This window comes from Ruegeria aquimaris (genome assembly GCF_025751555.1).
Classification (GTDB): domain Bacteria; phylum Pseudomonadota; class Alphaproteobacteria; order Rhodobacterales; family Rhodobacteraceae; genus Ruegeria_B; species Ruegeria_B aquimaris.
Window position 1 is genome coordinate 125,616 of the sequence record NZ_JAOWLB010000010.1, and the last position, 17,421, is coordinate 143,036.

At 63.5% G+C, this 17,421-nt stretch carries 20 protein-coding genes; 5 read left to right on the plus strand and 15 right to left on the minus strand.

Annotated features, from left to right (window positions below; genetic code table 11):
* Positions 1-5: 5 nt before the first annotated feature.
* Positions 6-605, minus strand: a complete 600-nt coding sequence (locus tag OE747_RS14705; protein ID WP_263829327.1) for a superoxide dismutase — start codon at positions 603-605, stop codon at positions 6-8.
* Between the two features lie 102 nt (positions 606-707).
* On the opposite strand from OE747_RS14705, the gene OE747_RS14710 reads away from it, so the two are divergent.
* Entirely contained in the window at positions 708-1,460 is a 753-nt protein-coding gene (locus tag OE747_RS14710) for an FkbM family methyltransferase (protein WP_263829328.1), read from the plus strand.
* 9 nt (positions 1,461-1,469) lie between these two features.
* Here the strand turns inward: OE747_RS14710 and OE747_RS14715 are convergent, their stop codons facing one another.
* From OE747_RS14715 to OE747_RS14740, 6 genes are all read right to left on the minus strand, one after another.
* Positions 1,470-1,892, minus strand: a complete 423-nt coding sequence (locus OE747_RS14715; RefSeq protein ID WP_263829329.1) for a hypothetical protein — start codon at positions 1,890-1,892, stop codon at positions 1,470-1,472.
* Between the two features lie 135 nt (positions 1,893-2,027).
* A complete protein-coding gene (locus OE747_RS14720; protein ID WP_263829330.1) occupies positions 2,028-2,594 on the minus strand; it encodes a sarcosine oxidase subunit gamma in 567 nt (188 codons plus the stop codon).
* Positions 2,587-5,619 carry a sarcosine oxidase subunit alpha family protein gene (locus OE747_RS14725; protein WP_263829331.1) on the minus strand — a complete coding sequence of 1,011 codons (3,033 nt, stop codon included), beginning with the start codon at positions 5,617-5,619 and terminating at the stop codon, positions 2,587-2,589. The genes OE747_RS14720 and OE747_RS14725 overlap by 8 nt, the downstream gene beginning before the upstream one ends.
* Positions 5,620-5,664: 45 nt before the next feature.
* Entirely contained in the window at positions 5,665-5,994 is a 330-nt protein-coding gene (locus OE747_RS14730) for a sarcosine oxidase subunit delta (RefSeq protein ID WP_263829332.1), read from the minus strand.
* 4 nt (positions 5,995-5,998) lie between these two features.
* Positions 5,999-6,328, minus strand: coding sequence for a TfoX/Sxy family protein (locus OE747_RS14735; protein ID WP_263829333.1), 330 nt, complete (start codon positions 6,326-6,328; stop codon positions 5,999-6,001).
* An 80-nt stretch (positions 6,329-6,408) separates the two neighbouring features.
* Entirely contained in the window at positions 6,409-7,653 is a 1,245-nt protein-coding gene (locus OE747_RS14740) for a sarcosine oxidase subunit beta family protein (protein WP_263829334.1), read from the minus strand.
* Between the two features lie 177 nt (positions 7,654-7,830).
* Between OE747_RS14740 and ccmI the strand changes: the two genes are divergently transcribed.
* Genes ccmI through OE747_RS14755 form a run of 3 tightly spaced genes read left to right on the plus strand, consistent with a single transcriptional unit; the run spans position 7,831 to position 9,757 of the window.
* On the plus strand, positions 7,831-9,054 hold the full coding sequence (ccmI, locus tag OE747_RS14745) for a c-type cytochrome biogenesis protein CcmI (RefSeq protein WP_263829335.1): 1,224 nt from the start codon (positions 7,831-7,833) through the stop codon (positions 9,052-9,054).
* Positions 9,051-9,515, plus strand: a complete 465-nt coding sequence (gene ruvX / locus OE747_RS14750) for a Holliday junction resolvase RuvX (protein WP_263829336.1) — start codon at positions 9,051-9,053, stop codon at positions 9,513-9,515. Before ccmI ends, ruvX begins: the two co-directional genes overlap by 4 nt.
* Positions 9,516-9,526: 11 nt before the next feature.
* Entirely contained in the window at positions 9,527-9,757 is a 231-nt protein-coding gene (locus tag OE747_RS14755; RefSeq protein WP_263829337.1) for a DUF1289 domain-containing protein, read from the plus strand.
* Positions 9,758-9,828: 71 nt separating this feature from the next.
* Here OE747_RS14755 and OE747_RS14760 read toward each other — a convergent pair whose 3' ends face one another.
* The 5 genes from OE747_RS14760 to OE747_RS14780 all read right to left on the minus strand — a co-directional run bounded on the left by OE747_RS14760 (position 9,829) and on the right by OE747_RS14780 (position 14,665).
* Positions 9,829-10,614: a hypothetical protein gene (locus OE747_RS14760; RefSeq protein WP_263829338.1), complete on the minus strand. Its 786-nt coding sequence runs from the start codon at positions 10,612-10,614 to the stop codon at positions 9,829-9,831.
* Positions 10,608-11,432 carry a sulfite exporter TauE/SafE family protein gene (locus OE747_RS14765; protein ID WP_263829339.1) on the minus strand — a complete coding sequence of 275 codons (825 nt, stop codon included), beginning with the start codon at positions 11,430-11,432 and terminating at the stop codon, positions 10,608-10,610. The genes OE747_RS14760 and OE747_RS14765 overlap by 7 nt, the downstream gene beginning before the upstream one ends.
* Positions 11,433-11,616: 184 nt before the next feature.
* Positions 11,617-12,402 (minus strand): MBL fold metallo-hydrolase, encoded by a 786-nt coding sequence (locus OE747_RS14770; protein ID WP_263829340.1) that lies wholly within the window; start codon positions 12,400-12,402, stop codon positions 11,617-11,619.
* A 260-nt stretch (positions 12,403-12,662) separates the two neighbouring features.
* Complete coding sequence (locus OE747_RS14775; RefSeq protein ID WP_263829341.1) at positions 12,663-14,207, minus strand: alanine/glycine:cation symporter family protein; 1,545 nt, start codon at positions 14,205-14,207, stop codon at positions 12,663-12,665.
* A gap of 23 nt (positions 14,208-14,230) precedes the next feature.
* Positions 14,231-14,665, minus strand: coding sequence for a universal stress protein (locus OE747_RS14780; protein ID WP_263829342.1), 435 nt, complete (start codon positions 14,663-14,665; stop codon positions 14,231-14,233).
* Positions 14,666-14,811: 146 nt separating this feature from the next.
* On the opposite strand from OE747_RS14780, the gene OE747_RS14785 reads away from it, so the two are divergent.
* Positions 14,812-15,267 carry an Lrp/AsnC family transcriptional regulator gene (locus tag OE747_RS14785; RefSeq protein WP_263829343.1) on the plus strand — a complete coding sequence of 152 codons (456 nt, stop codon included), beginning with the start codon at positions 14,812-14,814 and terminating at the stop codon, positions 15,265-15,267.
* Between the two features lie 8 nt (positions 15,268-15,275).
* On the opposite strand, the gene OE747_RS14790 is transcribed toward OE747_RS14785, so the two are convergent.
* From OE747_RS14790 to OE747_RS14800, 3 genes are all read right to left on the minus strand, one after another.
* Entirely contained in the window at positions 15,276-15,692 is a 417-nt protein-coding gene (locus OE747_RS14790) for a VOC family protein (RefSeq protein ID WP_263829344.1), read from the minus strand.
* Between the two features lie 31 nt (positions 15,693-15,723).
* Positions 15,724-16,707 (minus strand): tRNA dihydrouridine(20/20a) synthase DusA, encoded by a 984-nt coding sequence (gene dusA / locus OE747_RS14795; protein WP_263829345.1) that lies wholly within the window; start codon positions 16,705-16,707, stop codon positions 15,724-15,726.
* 210 nt (positions 16,708-16,917) lie between these two features.
* Positions 16,918-17,421 (minus strand): oxidoreductase (locus OE747_RS14800; RefSeq protein ID WP_450103999.1); only part of this gene is annotated, 504 nt, incomplete at its 5' end.

Here is a 17,421-nt window from a genome sequence, read left to right on the forward strand (position 1 = left end):
CAGAATTACATCCGCGAGGCGACGTTTTCCCAGTTCACGAGCTTGTCGAGGAAGTTCGACAGATAGGCCGGACGCTTGTTGCGGAAGTCGATGTAATAGCTGTGCTCCCACACGTCGCAACCCAGCAGCGCGGTCTGACCGAAGCAGAGCGGGTTGACACCGTTCTCGGTCTTGGTCACCGCCAGCGAGCCATCGGCATTCTTGACCAGCCAGCACCAGCCCGAACCGAACTGCCCGGCACCTGCGGCGGAAAACTGCGACTTGAACTCGTCGACCGAGCCAAAGCTCTCGACCAGCGCCTTTTCCAGCTCGCCCGGCATCTTGCTCTCGCCCGGCCCCATCATCTCCCAGAACTGGTTGTGGTTCCACAGCTGGCTGATGTTGTTGAAGATGCCGTTCTGCGCCACGGCGGTCTTGTTATAGGTGCCGATGATGATCTCTTCCATCGACTTCGATTCCCATTCGGTCCCGGCGATCAGCTTGTTGCCGTTGTCGACATAGGCCTTGTGGTGCAGGTCGTGGTGATATTCCAGCGTCTCGGCGCTCATGCCCTTGGATGCCAGCGCGTCATGTGCATAAGGAAGATCAGGAAGTTCAAAAGCCATCTTGGCCCCCTGTTGAAATTGATGTTGCGTTCCCAAGGTTACATGCTTTGGGCATGCCCGCAGGTCAAGGGCCGATGCAAGAAAAGCGGCGGGAAGAGGCGGATGCTGACCAGAATACGCAAGATGATCTACCGCGCCCGTGGCCATGTGCCCGGCCGTCTGAACGGCGAACCGTTCCGGCTCGACCCCTATCATTCCAAATTCTGGCGCAAGGCCAGTTCCGGCACCTGGGAACCCGAAACCTTTGCCGTGCTCGACCAATATCTGTCGCCGGACCACGACTATGTCGATATCGGCGCCTGGATCGGGCCGACCGTGCTTTATGCCGCGCGCCGCGCACGCCACGTCTGGTGTTTCGAACCCGATCCGGTGGCGCTGCGCCATCTGCTCTGGAACCTGGAGCTGAACGACATCCGCAATGTCTCGGCCTTTGGCGTGGCGCTGTCGGACGGGTTCGGACTGGCCCGCATGGCGTCTTTCGGGGGCGAGGCCGGCGATTCGATGACCTCACTGCTGGCCGACGGGACCCATGGCACCGAGGCGCTGACCATCGGCTGGGACCAGTTCGCACAAACCGTCGACCTGTCCGGCGTCTCGCTGGTCAAGATGGATGTAGAGGGCGCAGAGTTTGGTGTGGTGCCGACGCTGACCGACTGGCTGCGCGCCCATCGCCCGGCCTTCTACCTGTCGACCCACGCGCCATTTCTGGAGGAGAACGCACGGGCCGGGGCCATGACCGGGCTGGCGCGGAACCTCGACTTCTATGCCCGCGCGACGGACGAGACCGGCGCCGCCGCCGACCTCACCGCGCCCGACGCGCTGAGCCGGTTCCGCAGTTTCCTGTACACCCGGTAAGGTGAAGGATCATCCCGCCCGGCGGCACTGTCCCCGGCCCATCGAAGGCTCAAGGTTCCCCGGCACGTCGGCCCGCATCGACGCCTTGCCGCTGGTATGCGTCAGGATCACCCGGTAATCGGCCTGCGATGTCCGGTTGCGCGAAAACGGCACTTCGACCTCCCACAGGATGGTCCAGGACTTGCCGTCGCGCTTGGACATGCTGACGGCGATCGGGCCGCCATGCTTGGCCAGTACCAGCGCATCCTGAACCGTACCGGTCAGCTTTGCTTCGTCGATGACAAAGCGAACGGAGGCGGGAATATAAGGATCCTTGCCCGCCCCCTTGAACGAACAGTCCCATGTCGTATCCGCGCTCGCGGCCGATGCGGTCGACACAGATCCCAGCAAAGCCAGTATCGCCACCCGAAAAAAGCTTGAAGAGGAAGGCATGCGTTCTCTCCTTTCTCGACAACAGCATAGGGCAGATAGGGCTTTTTGGGCAAACGGCGGCCTCTGAACACGAAAAAGCCCGGCCACATACCAGGCCGGGCCATGCATTCGCGGGCGGGACTGCCGCCCTTGGCTTCAGAACACGCCGACAGCGCTTCCGGGTTGAGCGGCCACTTTCAGCAGCTTGAACACGTAATCGGCGACCGAACGGAAGCAGATGATGCAGAAGCTGCCATCTTCCTCCATCCAGAAGGCCCCGGCCACCTGCGCCAGGCGCGAGCGGCGGAAATCGCCGGGGCCAAAGGCGCCCGGGGCGAAATCGACCGGGGCGAGCTTGGCCATCACCTCGCGCGCATTTGCGCCCGAGACACGGAACATCGCGCGGGCGTCGGACACATCCACCGCCAGGCTGTGAGCATCGCCCAGGGTCTTGGTCATGGCGGCCAGCTTGTCGCCGACCTTTGCATGGGGCACCAGCACCAGCAACTCATCGGGCGACATCCAGCACAGTCCGCTTTGGCCCGTCACATTGGCGCGGCGCTGGCCGGGCATCTGTTGCCCGGAGGCGCCGGTGGCCGCCGCGATGACCCGACTCGAAGCCAGATCGCCCCGCAGGGTGATCATGCCTTGCAGGCCGCATTCCTCGACCCGCACGATGCCGTCATAGGCGGCACCCATCAATGCGCTGACAGGTTCAGACATTCTGTTTCGCCCCTTCCTTGTCATAGAAAACCGGGTCCACGATCTTGGCCTTGTAGGTCTTGCCATCGGTGCCGGGGAATTCGACGATCTCGCCCATCCGGTCCGGCCCGTGCTGGATCAGACCCATGGCGATGCCACGGCCCAGATTGGCCGAGTAATAGGTCGAGGTGACCCGCCCGATCATGTTGCGCTGACCGTTGGCATTGACTCCCTCGCCCACCGCATAAGCGCCATCCGGCAGGACCGAACCATCGACCGATTCCAGACCCACCAGTTTCCAGCGGTCGCGGTCGGCCATGTGGCTGCGCTCCTGCGCGCGCTTGCCAAGATAGTCGTCCTTCTTCTTCGAGATCGCCCAGCCAAGCCCCAGATCCTGCGGGATCACGGTGCCGTCGGTCTCGTCCCCGATCATGATGAAGCCCTTTTCGGCACGCAGGATGTGCAGCGTCTCGGTGCCATAAGGCATGACGCCAAACTCTTTGCCCGCATCCACCAGCGCCTCCCAGAAGGCCAGGCCCTGGCTTGCCGGAACCGCGATCTCATAGCTCAACTCGCCCGAGAACGAGATGCGATAGGCGCGTGCGTCGAATTCACCGATCCGCCCGTCGCGCCATTCCATGAAGGGCAGCGCCTCGGCCGACAGATCCATGCCACCGCCCGCCTTGGCGTTCAGCTTTTCCAGCACCTTGCGGGCCTTGGGGCCGACCACCGCGATCTGGGCATATTGCTCGGTCACGTTGGCGACATAGACTTTCCAGTCCCACCATTCGGTTTGCAGCCATTCCTCCATGTGGCCATGGATACGCTCGGCGCCGCCGGTGGTGGTGTGACACAGGAACGTGTCCTCGTCGATCCGCGCCACCACGCCGTCGTCGATGAGGAACCCGTTTTCCGAACACATCAGGCCATAGCGGCACTTGCCCGGTTTCAGGGTGCTCATCATATTTGTGTAGAGCATGTCGAGGAACTTGCCCGCATCCGGCCCCTTGACGATAAGCTTGCCCAGCGTCGAGGCATCGAGCAGCCCGAGGTTCTCGCGCGTGTTCCTGACCTCGCGATTGACCGCATCATGCACGCTTTCGCCCGGACGGACATAGGCAAAGGGACGCCGCCACTGGCCCACCGGTTCCCAGTCGGCGCCATTGGCGTTGCTCCAGTCATAGATCGGCGTCTTGCGCACCGGCTGGAACACCTCGCCGCGCGCCTCGCCGCCGATGGCGCCCATCGAGATCGGCGTATAAGGCGGGCGGAAGGTGGTGGTGCCGACCTGCGGGATATCCGCGTTCAACGCATCGGCAAGGATCGCCAGACCGTTGATATTGCTCAACTTACCCTGATCGGTCGCCATGCCCAGCGTGGTATAGCGCTTGGTATGTTCGACGCTTTCATACCCCTCGCGCGCGGCCAGCTGTACGTCCGAGACCTTGACGTCGTTCTGGAAGTCGAGCCAGGATTTCATTCGCAGCTGGATTTCCGCATTGGCGGGCATCAGCCAGACCGCTTCCATTGCGTTCTCGCCCTCGGCCGCGCCTTCGGGCGCCTTGGTGCGCTTGGGGGTAAAGCCCGCCGCCTTGGCCGCGGCCTTGCCCGCGGCATCGGCGTCGGCCATCACCTGATCCAGCGCCAAGGGGCCGTTGGCGGACCCGGCGGCCAAGACAAAACCCTTGCCATCCGCGCCCAGCGGCGGGCGGTCGGGATCGGGGCGGAAATGCGCATTGGCGCGGTCCCAGATCAGCTTGCCACCGCAATGGGACCACATATGCACCACCGGCGACCAGCCGCCCGACATCGCGACCGCGTCGGCCTCGACCTCTTCGCGGGCGCCGCCGACGCCGTCCTGATTGCAGATCGAGATCTTCCTGACCCGCTTGCCGCCCTTTACCTTGGCAATCGCCTTGCCGGGATCGACCCGGATGCCCAGCGCGCGCGCTTCGTCGGCCAGTGCTCCGCCACCCTCCTTGCGGGCGTCGAGAATGCGCAGCACGTCGACTCCGGCCTTTTTCAGAATGATCGCGGTGCGATAGGCGTCGTCATTATTGGTGGCAACCACCACGCGCTGACCAGGGGTCACGCCCCAGTTCACCACATAGTCGCGCATTGCGCCCGCCAGCATCACGCCGGGCACATCGTTGCCGGCAAAGGACAGCGGCCGCTCGATGGCTCCGGTGGCGCTGACGATCTGCTTGGCGCGAATCCGCCACAACCGATGGCGCGGCCCGGGCACGCCGGGGGTATGGTCGGCCACCCGCTCGTATCCCAGCGCATAGCCGTGGTCGTAGACACCGGCGCCCATGGTGCGGGCGCGCAGGGTGACGTTGTCCATCGCTTCCAGCTCAGCCACGGTGCGGCTCACCCATTCGTCGGGCGACAAGCCGTCAATGGTGCCGCCATCGACCGGCGCGCGACCGCCCCAATGGGCGGTCTGCTCGATCAGCAGCACCCGCGCGCCCGAGCTTGCGGCCACCTTGGCCGCCTGCAACCCGGCCACGCCGCCGCCGATCACCAGCACATCGGTATGGACATGGAAATGCTCATAGGTATCGGCATCCACCAGCTCCTTGTCGGGCGCCTTGCCCAGACCGGCCGAGCGGCGGATGATCGGCTCGTAGACATGTTTCCAGAACGGCGCCGGGTGGATGAACATCTTGTAGTAAAAGCCCGCCGGCAGAAAGCGCGACAGATAGGTGTTCACCGCCCCGATATCGAAATCGAGGTTCGGCCAATGGTTCTGGCTGGCGGCCTTGAGCCCATCGAAGAGCTCGGTCGTGGTGGCGCGCTGGTTCGGCTCGAACCGCGTCCCCTCGCCCAGACCCACCAGCGCGTTGGGCTCTTCGGCGCCACTGGCCACCACCCCGCGCGGGCGGTGATACTTGAACGAACGGCCCATCATCATCTGGTCATTGGCCAGCAGCGCCGAGGCGAGCGTATCGCCCTCATACCCGCGCATGGTGGTGCCGTTGAAGGTAAAGGTCACCTGTTTCGAACGGTCGATCAGGCGGCCCTGTTTTGCGAGACGGGTGCTCATCTTACGTGAACCTTTCGCAAGAGAAGAACGGAAAAGTGGCGGACATCAGGAGAATTCCCTCCAGCTCCAGCCGGGGCGTTTTGCGCTGATCGCGTCGCGGATTTCCTGCGGCGGGCCGCTGACCTGCGCCTTGTAGGTGCCGAACACCTCCAGCGTGGCGGTACAGCGGGCGGCATGGAACCACTTGCCGCAGCCCGAGGCATGACGCCAGCGTTCCAGATGCACGCCCTTGGGATTTTCGCGGGTGAAGAGATAGTCATGCAGCTCGTCATCGCTCGATCCCGGTCCGAAACGCTTCAGATGCGCTTCGCCACCGGCGGCAAGCTCGGTCTCATCGGCATCGACGCCGCAATAGGGGCAGTTGAGGATCAGCATATCGTCATCCTTTCGGCGGCAGGCTGGCAGCATGGGCCAGCGAGAATTCGGTCAGTTTCGCGCGCAGCGCGTCGTCTTCAAAGGTGCCGGCGTCCAGTTCCACCATGCCGCCCATCGGGCGGCCGGTGAAGGACAGCGGTTGCGCCCCCAGTTCCAGCGCCGCGCCCTCCTGCGCCTTGCCGGGGCGGTACATGGCGCCGTCGCGGGTAACGCCACAGACCATGTTGCCATGCAACAGAAAGCAGAGCCCGCCGAACATCTTCTTCTCGGACAGGCCCGGCTCAACCCCCAGATCGGCGCGCATGATCTCGGCCATGGTCTCGGAATAGGCCACCGGTCACGCCCTCCGGACCCGGAGGGCACCAAAGTTTTCGAACAAAACTTTGGACCAGATTTTTATTGAAAAAATCTGGGTCAATGCGCCACCCCAGCGGCAACGCTCTCGTCGATGAAGCGGCCTTCCTTGAAGCGGTCGAGCGAAAACGCCTCGGTCAGCGGCGAATGGCCCGTGGCCATCAGCTGCGCCATGCCCCAGCCGGAACCGGGAATCGCCTTGAACCCGCCGGTGCCCCAGCCACAGTTGATGAAACAGCCGCCCAGCGGCGTCTTGGACAGGATGGGCGAGCGGTCGCCGGTCATGTCGACGATGCCGCCCCATTGCCGCAGCATCTTGAGCCGGCTCAGCATCGGGAAGGTCTCGTTCAGCGCGCGCACGGTTTCCTCGATATGGTGGAAGCTGCCGCGCTGGGTAAAGTTGTTGAACCCGTCGGTGCCGCCGCCGATCACCATCTCGCCCTTGTCGGATTGCGACATGTAGCCATGCACCGTGTTGGCCATCACCACCACGTCCATGCAGGGCTTGATCGGCTCGCTGACCAGCGCCTGAAGCGCCAGCGCCTCGACCGGCAGGCGGAAGCCCGCCATCTCGGCCAGCTGGCCGGAATGGCCCGCCACCACGATGCCCAGCTTGCCGCAATCGATCGGACCCTTGGTCGTGTCCACACCCACGACCTGCCCCGCCTCGCTGCGCACACCGGTCACTTCGCATTGCTGGATGATATCCATGCCCATGGCCGAACAGGCCCGGGCATAACCCCAGGCCACCGCATCGTGGCGCGCGGTGCCGCCGCGCTCTTGCCAGAGCGCGCCCAGCACCGGGTAACGCGGCCCGTGCAGGTTGATGATCGGCACCAGCTGCTTGACCCGTTCGGGGCCGATCCACTCGGTCTTGACCCCTTGCAGCGCGTTGGCATGCGCGGTGCGCTTGTAGCCGCGCACCTCATGCTGGGTCTGGGCCAGCATCATCACGCCGCGCGGACTGAACATCACGTTATAGTTCAGGTCCTGGCTCATGGTCTCGTAGAGACCGCGCGCCTTCTCGTAGATCGCCGCCGAAGGGTCCTGAAGGTAGTTCGAGCGGATGATGGTGGTATTGCGCCCGGTATTGCCGCCGCCCAGCCAGCCCTTCTCGATCACCGCAACATTCTGGATGCCGTAATTCTTGCCCAGGTAATAGGCCGTCGCCAGCCCGTGCCCGCCCGCACCGACAATCACCACGTCATAACGTTTCTTCGGCTCAGGCGAACGCCAGGCGCGTTCCCATCCGGTGTGATAACGCAGCGCTTCGCGCGCCACGGCAAAGGCAGAATAGTGCTTCATGTGCGAATCCGATCCGGTTTCGTGTCTTGCGGCAGGTATGCCGTGCACGTCCAGAATACCCCCGCCGCATACCGCCGCAATATCGCAAGATTGCGACATGAGACCGCCTCGCGTCCTTTTGCCCCTTTTTTCGGCGGTCGTGCACCGCTAGATGACAGGGAACAAAGCGGAGCTTTCATGATCTTCTGGATACTCGTCTCTCTGATGGCACTTGCGGTGGCGGGGCTGCTGGCGCTGGCCGCGCTCAGGGCGCGCAACACCGCCGAACCGGCGGCGGCCTATGATCTGCGCGTCTATCGCGACCAGCTGGCGGGCGTGGACCGCGACCTTGCGCGCGGCGTGATCGACGCCGCCGATGCCGAGCGCATCCGCACCGAGATCTCGCGCCGCATTCTGGCCGCCGATACCCAGATCCAGGCCGAGGCAAAGGACCCCGCACAGACCCGCCGGGGTGCGATGATCGTTGCGCTTTCATCGGCCCTTGTGATCGTTGCCGGATCGCTGTGGTTCTATTCCAGCCTCGGCGCGCCGGGCTATGGCGACCTGCCGCTGAAACTCCGGCTTGAAATTGCCGAACAGAACCGGACCGACCGCCCGGCGCAGGGCGAGGCCGAGACCCGCATGCCCGCCCAGGCGCAGCCCCAGATCGAACCCGGATACGCGGATCTGCTGCAAAAGCTGCGCGAGACGGTGGCGCAGCGCCCGGACGACATCCAGGGCCATATGCTGCTGGCCCAGCACGAGGCCAATACCGGCAACCTGCGCGCCGCCTACGCGGCCAAGGCGCGGGTGATCGAGTTGCTGCAAGGCGACACCACGGCGGCCGACTACTCCGAACAGGCGGAACTGATGATCATGGCCGCCGGCGGCTATGTCTCGCCCGAGGCCGAGGCGGTTCTGCGCCAGGCGCTGCTGCGCGACCCGGAATACGGCCCCGCGCGCTATTACTGGGGTGTGATGCTGATCCAGGTCGGGCGCCCGGATCTTGCCTTTGAAATCTGGGCCCGCACGCTCGAAGCCGCCCCTGCCGATGCGTCCTGGGCCGAGGCGATCCGCACCCGGATCGGCGAGGTTGCCCTGCGCGCCGGGGTGGACTACACCCCGCCCCCCGTCGCCGCCCTGCCCGGCCCCAGCCAGGAGGACATGCAGGCGGCGTCCGAGATGGACCCCGATACCCGCAACGAGATGATCCGCGGCATGGTCGAGCGCCTGTCCGAGCGGCTGGCCACCGACGGCGGCACGCCGCAGGAATGGGCGCGCCTGATCGGCGCCCTCTCTGTGCTGGGCGAGACAGAGCGCGCAGGCGCGATCCTGACCGAAGCGCGCCAGGTCTATGCCGAAACCCCCGAGGCCTTGGCTCTGATCGAATCCGCCGCTCAACAGGCGGGACTCGGTCAATGATCTGCGACGAGATCCGGGATTTTGCCGCCGCTCTGCCCGCGTTTGGCGCACTGGCGGGGCTCGACCTTGGCGACCGCACCATCGGCGTCGCGGTTTCCGATACCATGCGCGGCGTCGCCTCGCCGCTGGAAACCATCCGCAGGCGCAAATTCTCGCTCGACGCGGCCGACCTGCTGACCATCGTCCAGAAGCGCCAGATCGCCGGTCTGGTGCTGGGCCTGCCGCGCAACATGGACGGCTCCGAGGGACCGCGCTGCCAATCCACCCGCGCCTTTGCCCGCAACCTCAGCCGCCTGACAGAGCTGCCGATCACCTTCTGGGACGAACGGCTCAGCACGGTTGCCGCCGAAAAAGCGCTGCTCGAGGCGGATACGACCAGAAAACGTCGCTCCGAGGTTATTGATCACGTCGCGGCGGGCTATATCTTGCAAGGCGCGCTGGATCGTTTGCGCAACCTCTAGGAGCTTCGGCGATGACCGACACGGTCTGGAAACGCAACGAAATCGACTCGCCCTGCATCCGCATCTGCGTGGTGCACCCGACCGAGCGGATCTGCACCGGCTGCTTTCGCACCATCGACGAGATCTCGCGCTGGTCACGCATGGAAAGCGACGAGCGCGCCCAGATCATGGCCGAACTGCCGGCCCGCGCCCCCAACCTGAGCAAGCGCAGAGGCGGCCGCGCCGCGCGGCTCAGAGGCTGACGCCCCGTTTGGTCCTTTCTTCTGAAGGGCCAAGCTTCCGGCGGGAGCAGTTTCCGAAAAGACAAAGCTGGTCAGGTCGCACCGATCCAGGTGGGCACTCCACCGGGCATTAGGGGACGGAAATAGGCGATCATGCGACCGTCCGGCCCGGCAGTGGCGCCCTCTGCCCAAGGCGCGACCCCGTGCAGGCAATGACGGTGCAAGAGATAGGCCTCGCCCGGCCGCGCAGGCAGGGCGATTTGGGGGCAGGTTTCGAATACCTCGTGGCGTGCCGCCTGATAGGCCTCGGTCACGTCGACGCGCGGCCAGTCCTCGGGCGGATACCCTTCCATCGCGCGCGCCAGCGCGGGACCCAGGATAAGGTGACTACCCTCCCACAGGATCAGCGGCGCGGCCTCGGGCGGCGCCTCGCTCAGCGGCAGGCCCAGGATCCAGCCATGCGGCTCGTCCACATGGCGGCGCCGGTCGGGGCCTTCGGGTTTCAACCCATCCACATGCGCCGCCCCCCGGTTCAGGCGATAGCGAAAGGCCGCCTCGCCCTCGCGCCGGCGCGGGCGGGGGTATCCCGGATAGGTGACCGAGACCTGACCACGATGCAGCGGCAGCATGCCCAGGTGACGGGTGATGAAGTCGATCGCCTGGCCCGCCAGCGCCGGACCGTCGCCCACCCGGCCCATCTCGTCATTGTCCAGCGCATCGACGCCGATGAACCATGTTCCCTCGCAATCGAGCCATTGCGAATGGACCGGATCGGTCACCGCATGCCGCGCGGCAGGCAGAACATGATTGACCCACCCGGCCAATACCGGGTCGAACGGAAACCGCAGCCAGCCCCGGCGCAGGAAATCCTCTACCATCCCAGCGCCTTGCGCAGCATGTTGAGCGCCACCAGCGTCAGGAACACCGCGAAGATGCGTTTCAGCGGCTTGGGGTCCATCGCATGGGCCAGTTTCACCCCCCAGGGGGTGGTGATCAGGGTCATGCAGATGACCACACCGAAGGCCACCAGATTGACCGCCCCCACCGTCAGCGGCGGCCGCTGCGCCGGGTCGATCTGCAAGAGCAGGAAGCCCAGCACCGAAGGAACCGCGATGATCACGCCAAAGCCCGCGGCGGTGGCGACCGCGCGGTGAATGGGCGTGTTGTAAAGGCTCATCAGCGGCACGCCAAAGCTGCCGCCGCCGATGCCCATCAGCACCGACAGAAAGCCCACCATGGGCGACAGGATCAACCGGCGCGGACCGACAGGCATCGCCTCGCCCAGCCGCCAATGGGCACGGCCCAGCCCCAGATAGGCGCCGATCACGATCCCCAGCACGCCAAACAGCGCCTGCAACGCGACCGAGCGCAGCGAGGCCGCGACCATCACCCCCAGAACCGCACCCACCGCGATCCCCGGCCCCCAGCCACGCAGGATATCCCAGTCCACCGCGCCCTTCTTGTTATGGCCCAGGACCGAGCGCAGCGACGTCACGATGATGGTGGCCAGCGAGGTGGCCAGGCACATCTGCATCAACTGCGGCCCGCCATAGCCCAGCGTCTGGAAGGCGTAGAAGAAGGCCGGGACCAGCACGATACCGCCCCCCACACCCAGCAACCCCGCCAGCACCCCGGCAAAGGCGCCGATGACGATCAGCAGGGCCAGCATCTGCATCAGCAGCATCATGTCGGGCATCGGTCAGTCTCCGCGCTTTGGTTCCGACAGGGGTACAACGCCGGCAAGACAAGGAAAAGCGGTCTTGTGGGGTCAGTCCCCGTGCGGGACCCCATATGCAGTTCACTGTCGCGTCATCATCCGGCCACGGGAGTTCTGTGAGATGCCGAAGCCAACATTGAGCCCAGAGCTGCCAGATCACTTGCTAGAGTTCGATCAAAGAACCGGCACCAGGACGTTCGTAGCCAAACTCGGTTTGAAGGCGGGCCTGAATGTCGAATGAGACGCAGTGAACGGGAAAAAGATGTGGGATATTCTCCGTCTTGAACCACTCAATTGTTTCATTCACCGCAGGCTTTTCTGGATTGACCAGATGAAATCCGCCGATGACGGCGTACAAGTCCTGCCCTGTGACTTCCTTGGCATGGGTACAAATATTGCAGATACCACTGTGCGAGCATCCTGTGACCACTACCGCTCCGCGTTTAGTCCGAAAGGCCAAAGCAGTGTCGTCGTCCATCGGGTCTTCGTAGTAATATCCGCGCTCAAACGGTGTGACCCTGGGAATTTGGCCAAGGAAGAAAGCTCCCGGGGCAAACTCCAACGGCTCTTTTGCTTCAACAACCTGGAAATCGGCGCGGATCTTCTGCTCAATCTCTGCGTACTTGTGAGGGAGATGGCGATCAACCGGCTCGATGAATGGATCGAGGAGCGCAGTCATGACGCGCGGGTGCAGAACAAGCTTTTTCTTCTGTGTGAAGGAATGATACAGCAAGCCACGAGAATGGTCGCTGTGGAAGTGGGACAGGGCAATTACGCCCACTTTGTCCAGATCAATACCCGCAGTCTTGGCGTTTCGACGCCAAACATCGGACCAGCCCGTATCGAAGAGGATGTTCGTATCGCCGTATTCAATCCATGCCGAAAATCCATATTCCGCAAGCCAGCAAAGATCGGACACGAGGTTCTCGTTTAACAGCCGGATCTTCATGTTGTTCACCATGCGAAATTCAAGAATTGGAGAGCAGCATAGCCGAAAGCGGCTCAAAAACGAAGTCACTCGAACGTCAGGAAAGCTCGCTCATCCAGCCCTTTGATAAATGACCCCAAGATAGAGCCGCATCTCAATGTTAGGCCGGGGCGGTGTTGCGTCTCCAAAGTGCGAGCGACCGTAGGTGCGTTAGGCTCACATAAGTTGCCCAACAAAAAGGGCGGGGTTCTCCCCGCCCTTTTCATCGAAACCTCAGCCAGTTAGCTGAACTTCTTGATCTCGCCCGACTTGAGCCGCGACAGATAGGAGTCGAGCTCGCGCTTGACGATCGGCATCAGCAGGTAGAGCGCGATGATGTTGACCACGGCCATGGCAAAGATCGCCGCATCCGAGAAGTCGATGACCGGGCCCAGGCTGGCCGACGCGCCGATCACCACGAAGATGCAGAAGATCACCTTGAACACCAGTTCCTTGGTCTGGCCTTCGCCGAACAGGAAGGTCCAGGCCTTGAGGCCGTAATAGGACCAGCTGATCATGGTCGAGAAGGCAAACAGGATCACCGCGATGGCCAGGATGTACTTGAAGAACGGGAAGGCCGAGGAGAAGGCCGCCGAGGTCAGCGCCACGCCCTTGTTGCCGTCCACGGTCTGGATGGTGCTTGCGCCCTCGTCCAGCAGGTAGAGGCCGGTATTCGGATCGCTGACCAACTGACCGGTGATGATGATCACCAGCGCGGTCATGGTGCAGATCACCACGGTATCGATGAACGGCTCCAGGAGCGACACGAAACCTTCGGTGATCGGTTCCTTGGTGCGCACCGCCGAGTGGGCGATGGCGGCCGAACCGACGCCCGCCTCGTTCGAAAACGCCGCCCGCTTGAAGCCCTGGATCAGCGCGCCGACCATGCCACCGGCAATGCCCAGCCCGGTAAAGGCACCGGCAAAGATCTGGCCGAAGGCCCAGCCGATCATGTCCGCGTTCATCGCGATGATCACCAGCGCGGTGGCCACATAGAGCACGCCCATGAACGGCACGACCTTTTCGGTCACGCTGGCGATGGATTTCAGACCGCCGACGATGACCGCAAAGACGATACCGGCAAAGATCAGGCCGGTGATCCAGCCCGGGAACTCGCCCACCACATTGGTGATCTGCGCATGCGCCTGGTTGGCCTGGAACATGTTGCCGCCACCCAGGGCGCCGAGGATACAGAAGATCGAGAACAGGATGGCCATGAACTTGCCCGCCGGAATGCCACGCTCTTCGAACCCCTTGGTCATGTAATACATCGGGCCGCCCGAAACGGTACCGTCTGCATATTCGTTGCGGTATTTCACACCCAGCGTACATTCGGTGAATTTCGACGCCATGCCCATCAGACCGGCAAGGATCATCCAGAAGGTCGCGCCCGGACCGCCGATGCCCACTGCAACGGCCACACCGGCGATGTTGCCCAGACCCACGGTGCCCGACAGCGCGGTGGCCAGCGCCTGGAAATGGCTGACCTCGCCCGCGTCGTTCGGGTCGGAATAGTCGCCTTTGACCAGCGCGATCGAATGCGGGAAGGCCCGGAACTGGATGAACCCGAAATAGAGCGTGAACACCGTCGCGGCGATCACCAGCCACATCACGATCCAGGGGAACGAAGTGCCGGGGAACGGGCTGAAGATGAAATTGACGAACCAACCGGTCGAACTGGCAAAGATCTGGTTGACCTTTTCATCGACGGATTGAGCCAGTGCCGGAACTGCGGACAGCATGGCAACCGGCGCGGCCAATGCCGCTGCTTTGGAGAGAGATGTCATGTGTTACCTCGACTGTTGGAGAGTTACGGCACGATGGTGCAAGGAACCGGCGCACATTGCGCCAGGGTGCCCGCAACCGATCCAAAGACACGCGCGGCCAGGCCGCTTTCGCCCTTGCGCGCGACAAAGATCTGGGCGGCGCCGCTATCGGTCGCGATATCACAGATCGTATCGGCTACGTGACCATACCGGATCACTGTCTCGACGGTCACACCCTGCCCTGCAAGCTGGCTTTTCAGCGGCGCCATCAGGTGGTTTTCCGCACGGGCCAGTTCCTCGCCACGGCGCTTGTGACGCTCTTCCAGCTCGGTTGGGGTCAGGAACGAATAGGGCGACCACTCCAGCACATGTGCAACGATCAGCGTGGCGCCAACAGCCGCCGCACGCTCCATCGCAAAGTCCAGTGCACGCCGGGATGCCGCGCTGCCGTCGTAACCGACGACGAATTTGGTTGTCATGTCTTCCTCCCTGGGACTGCTGCGCGTCCTTCTGACGCACTTGTAAACTACACCACAGACCAGGCGATTTGTTACGAAAATTCCTTGCCTGTGGGAAAGTTTTCGGAAATTATCCCAAAATTGGGGGCAAGATGAGAAGTTTTCCGATGGATCAGCTGGACAAGAAGATTCTTTCCGTCTTGCAGCAGGACGGCCAGATCTCGATGGCGGCCCTGTCCGAACGGATCGGGCTGTCGTTATCGGCCTGCCACCGGCGGGTCAAGCTGATGGAGGCAGAGGGCATCATCCGCAACTATGCCGCCCAGATCGACCGCCAGACCGTGGGTCTGGAGGTGCAGGTATTCATCGAGGTGAAACTGAACTCGCAGCGCCGCGAGGATCTGGAAGCCTTTGAAAAGGCGATCCTGTCAATGCCCGAGATTCTGGAATGCCACATGATCACCGGCGAGTTCGATTTCCTGATCCGGGTCTGCGTGCAGTCCCCCGCCGATTACGAGGCGCTTTATCGCAGTTCACTTTCGGCCATCCCGGCGGTGTCGCAGATGAAGACGCTGCTCAGCCTGTCGACGGTCAAGGAGTTTCGCGGCTATCACCTGCGCTGACTGCGGCGTTACCCGTCCCGTCCCGGGTCCGCCGGGTTGCTGGAGAACAGCGCGATCTTGTTGCCCTGCGGGTCGCGCAGATAGCTCACATAGAAGTGCGGTCCATAAGCGGCGCGGAACCCCGGCTGCCCTTCGTCATGGCCGCCCGCCGCCAGGGCCGCGGCATGCAGCGCGCGCACCTGCGCCTGATTGCGCGCCTCAAAGGCGACCATGGCACCATTCCCGGCTGTGGCCGGGCCACCGTCAAAGGGCGGTTTGACGTAGAAATCCGGAAAGACGGGGACCTGTCCCGGCGCCACCGGCAGCGCATAGCTGAGGCCCTCGGGCCCCTCTTTCAGACCATAGCCCAGCGCCGGCAGAAAGGCCGAATAGAACCGTTTCGCGGCAGCAATGTCATCGGCCCCAACGGTGACGTAAGCAATCATCTTACCCTCCCTTTTCCCAAGGTCGCGGTGTTTACCCTGCAACCTGTCCCAGCGCCGCCTCGACCAGCTCCGGCCCGGCACCGGGGCGCACCGCGCCTTCGGACAGCATCCGCCGCCAGCCGCGCGCGCCCGGACGCCCGGCAAACAGGCCCAGCATGTGCCGGGTCACCTGATGCAACCGCCCGCCAGAGGCCAGATGCGCCTCGATATAGGGCAGCATGGCGCGCGCCGCCGTCACCGGGTCGCTGGCCTCTCCGGTGCCATGGATCAGCGGATCGGCCTGGCACAGGATATCGGCGGGCTGGTGATAGGCCGCCCGCCCGATCATCACCCCATCCAGCCCCGCCTCCAGATGCGCCCGCGCCGCCGCGAGCGTGTCGATACCGCCATTGAGCGAGATATGCAGTTCGGGAAACCGCGCCTTCATCCGGTGCACCAGATCGTAATCGAGCGGCGGGATGTCCCGGTTCTCCTTGGGGCTCAACCCCTGCAACCAGGCCTTGCGCGCATGGATGGTCACCCGCTGGCACCCGGCCCCGGCGATCTGCTCCAGGAACTGCGGCAGCACGGTCTCGGGGTCCTGATCGTCGACCCCGATCCGGCATTTGACCGTCACCTCGACATCGACCGCCGCGCGCATGGCAGCCACGCACTCGGCCACCAGCCCGGGATGTTTCATCAGCACCGCGCCGAATGTCCCCGATTGCACCCGATCCGACGGGCAGCCACAGTTGAGGTTGATCTCGTCATACCCCGCCTCCCCCCCCAGCCGCGCGGCCTGCGCCAGCTCCTCGGGGTCCGACCCGCCGAGTTGCAGGGCCACGGGATGCTCCTCGGGGCTGAACGCCAACAGATGCAGCGCCCCCCCGCGCACCAAAGCCGGCGCGGTCACCATCTCGGTGTAAAGCAGCGCTCTCCCACTCAGCAGCCTATGCAGATAGCGACAATGCCGGTCGGTCCAATCCATCATCGGGGCGACCGACAATCTTGCATTATATTTCAATGATTTAAACACCGATAAAACACCTGTTTTCAACTAAAATTGCACACACTGTCCGTCGTCAGCGTTACCTTGCTGCCTGCGTCGCACCAACAGGCAAGCGAGCCGTTTGCGCGTAGAAACACGCTGTGATTTGAATGACAATCCAACCGAATTCCCCAAGCAGAAGGCCCTCCCTTCGATGTTGCCGCTGCAAGTAGCGCCGATCAAGCCTCTTGATCAGGCTCAACCCGCGGGGTTGTCGGGATTGTAGAACTCGCAAGTCTTCTGTCGGGCGGCAAGCCACCAGCCGGACTGTTTCGGCCAGCTTGCAAAAACCGTGTCGTGGCCCAGGTCGCGCGCAGCGTGAAGCGCCCACATCGGGTCCACCAGTGCCTCGCGAGCGATTGCGATCAGATCGGCCTGTCCACGCTCTAGGATCGTCTCCGCCTGTACCGGGTGCGTGATCAGACCAACGGCCATGGTGAGCATGCCGGTTTCTTTCCTGACCCGTTCGGCGTAGGGCACCTGGAAACCCGGCTGGCGCTTGCTGCCTGCGCCAGCAGTTGCCGCGCCGGAAATCCCGCTGGACGAGCAGTCCATAACATCCACGCCAATCTCTTTGAGCCGACTGGCGAGTACGACCGTATCGTCGAGCGTCCAGCCATCCGGGGGCCCATCCACGGCCGACGTTCTGAAGAACAGCGGAACATCGTCGGGAAGCGTTGCGCGAACGGCCTCGGCAATCTC

Coding starts and splice junctions, on each gene's coding strand:
- OE747_RS14725 (WP_263829331.1), bottom strand. CDS start 5,619: ATGAGCACCCGTCTCGCAAAACAGGGCCGCCTGATCGACCGTTCGAAA.
- OE747_RS14760 (WP_263829338.1), bottom strand. CDS start 10,614: ATGGTAGAGGATTTCCTGCGCCGGGGCTGGCTGCGGTTTCCGTTCGAC.
- OE747_RS14730 (WP_263829332.1), bottom strand. CDS start 5,994: ATGCTGATCCTCAACTGCCCCTATTGCGGCGTCGATGCCGATGAGACC.
- OE747_RS14780 (WP_263829342.1), bottom strand. CDS start 14,665: ATGACAACCAAATTCGTCGTCGGTTACGACGGCAGCGCGGCATCCCGG.
- OE747_RS14770 (WP_263829340.1), bottom strand. CDS start 12,402: ATGAAGATCCGGCTGTTAAACGAGAACCTCGTGTCCGATCTTTGCTGG.
- ruvX (WP_263829336.1), top strand. CDS start 9,051: ATGATCTGCGACGAGATCCGGGATTTTGCCGCCGCTCTGCCCGCGTTT.
- ccmI (WP_263829335.1), top strand. CDS start 7,831: ATGATCTTCTGGATACTCGTCTCTCTGATGGCACTTGCGGTGGCGGGG.
- OE747_RS14755 (WP_263829337.1), top strand. CDS start 9,527: ATGACCGACACGGTCTGGAAACGCAACGAAATCGACTCGCCCTGCATC.
- OE747_RS14785 (WP_263829343.1), top strand. CDS start 14,812: ATGGATCAGCTGGACAAGAAGATTCTTTCCGTCTTGCAGCAGGACGGC.
- OE747_RS14710 (WP_263829328.1), top strand. CDS start 708: ATGCTGACCAGAATACGCAAGATGATCTACCGCGCCCGTGGCCATGTG.
- OE747_RS14765 (WP_263829339.1), bottom strand. CDS start 11,432: ATGCCCGACATGATGCTGCTGATGCAGATGCTGGCCCTGCTGATCGTC.
- OE747_RS14790 (WP_263829344.1), bottom strand. CDS start 15,692: ATGATTGCTTACGTCACCGTTGGGGCCGATGACATTGCTGCCGCGAAA.
- OE747_RS14720 (WP_263829330.1), bottom strand. CDS start 2,594: ATGTCTGAACCTGTCAGCGCATTGATGGGTGCCGCCTATGACGGCATC.
- OE747_RS14715 (WP_263829329.1), bottom strand. CDS start 1,892: ATGCCTTCCTCTTCAAGCTTTTTTCGGGTGGCGATACTGGCTTTGCTG.
- OE747_RS14705 (WP_263829327.1), bottom strand. CDS start 605: ATGGCTTTTGAACTTCCTGATCTTCCTTATGCACATGACGCGCTGGCA.
- OE747_RS14740 (WP_263829334.1), bottom strand. CDS start 7,653: ATGAAGCACTATTCTGCCTTTGCCGTGGCGCGCGAAGCGCTGCGTTAT.
- OE747_RS14775 (WP_263829341.1), bottom strand. CDS start 14,207: ATGACATCTCTCTCCAAAGCAGCGGCATTGGCCGCGCCGGTTGCCATG.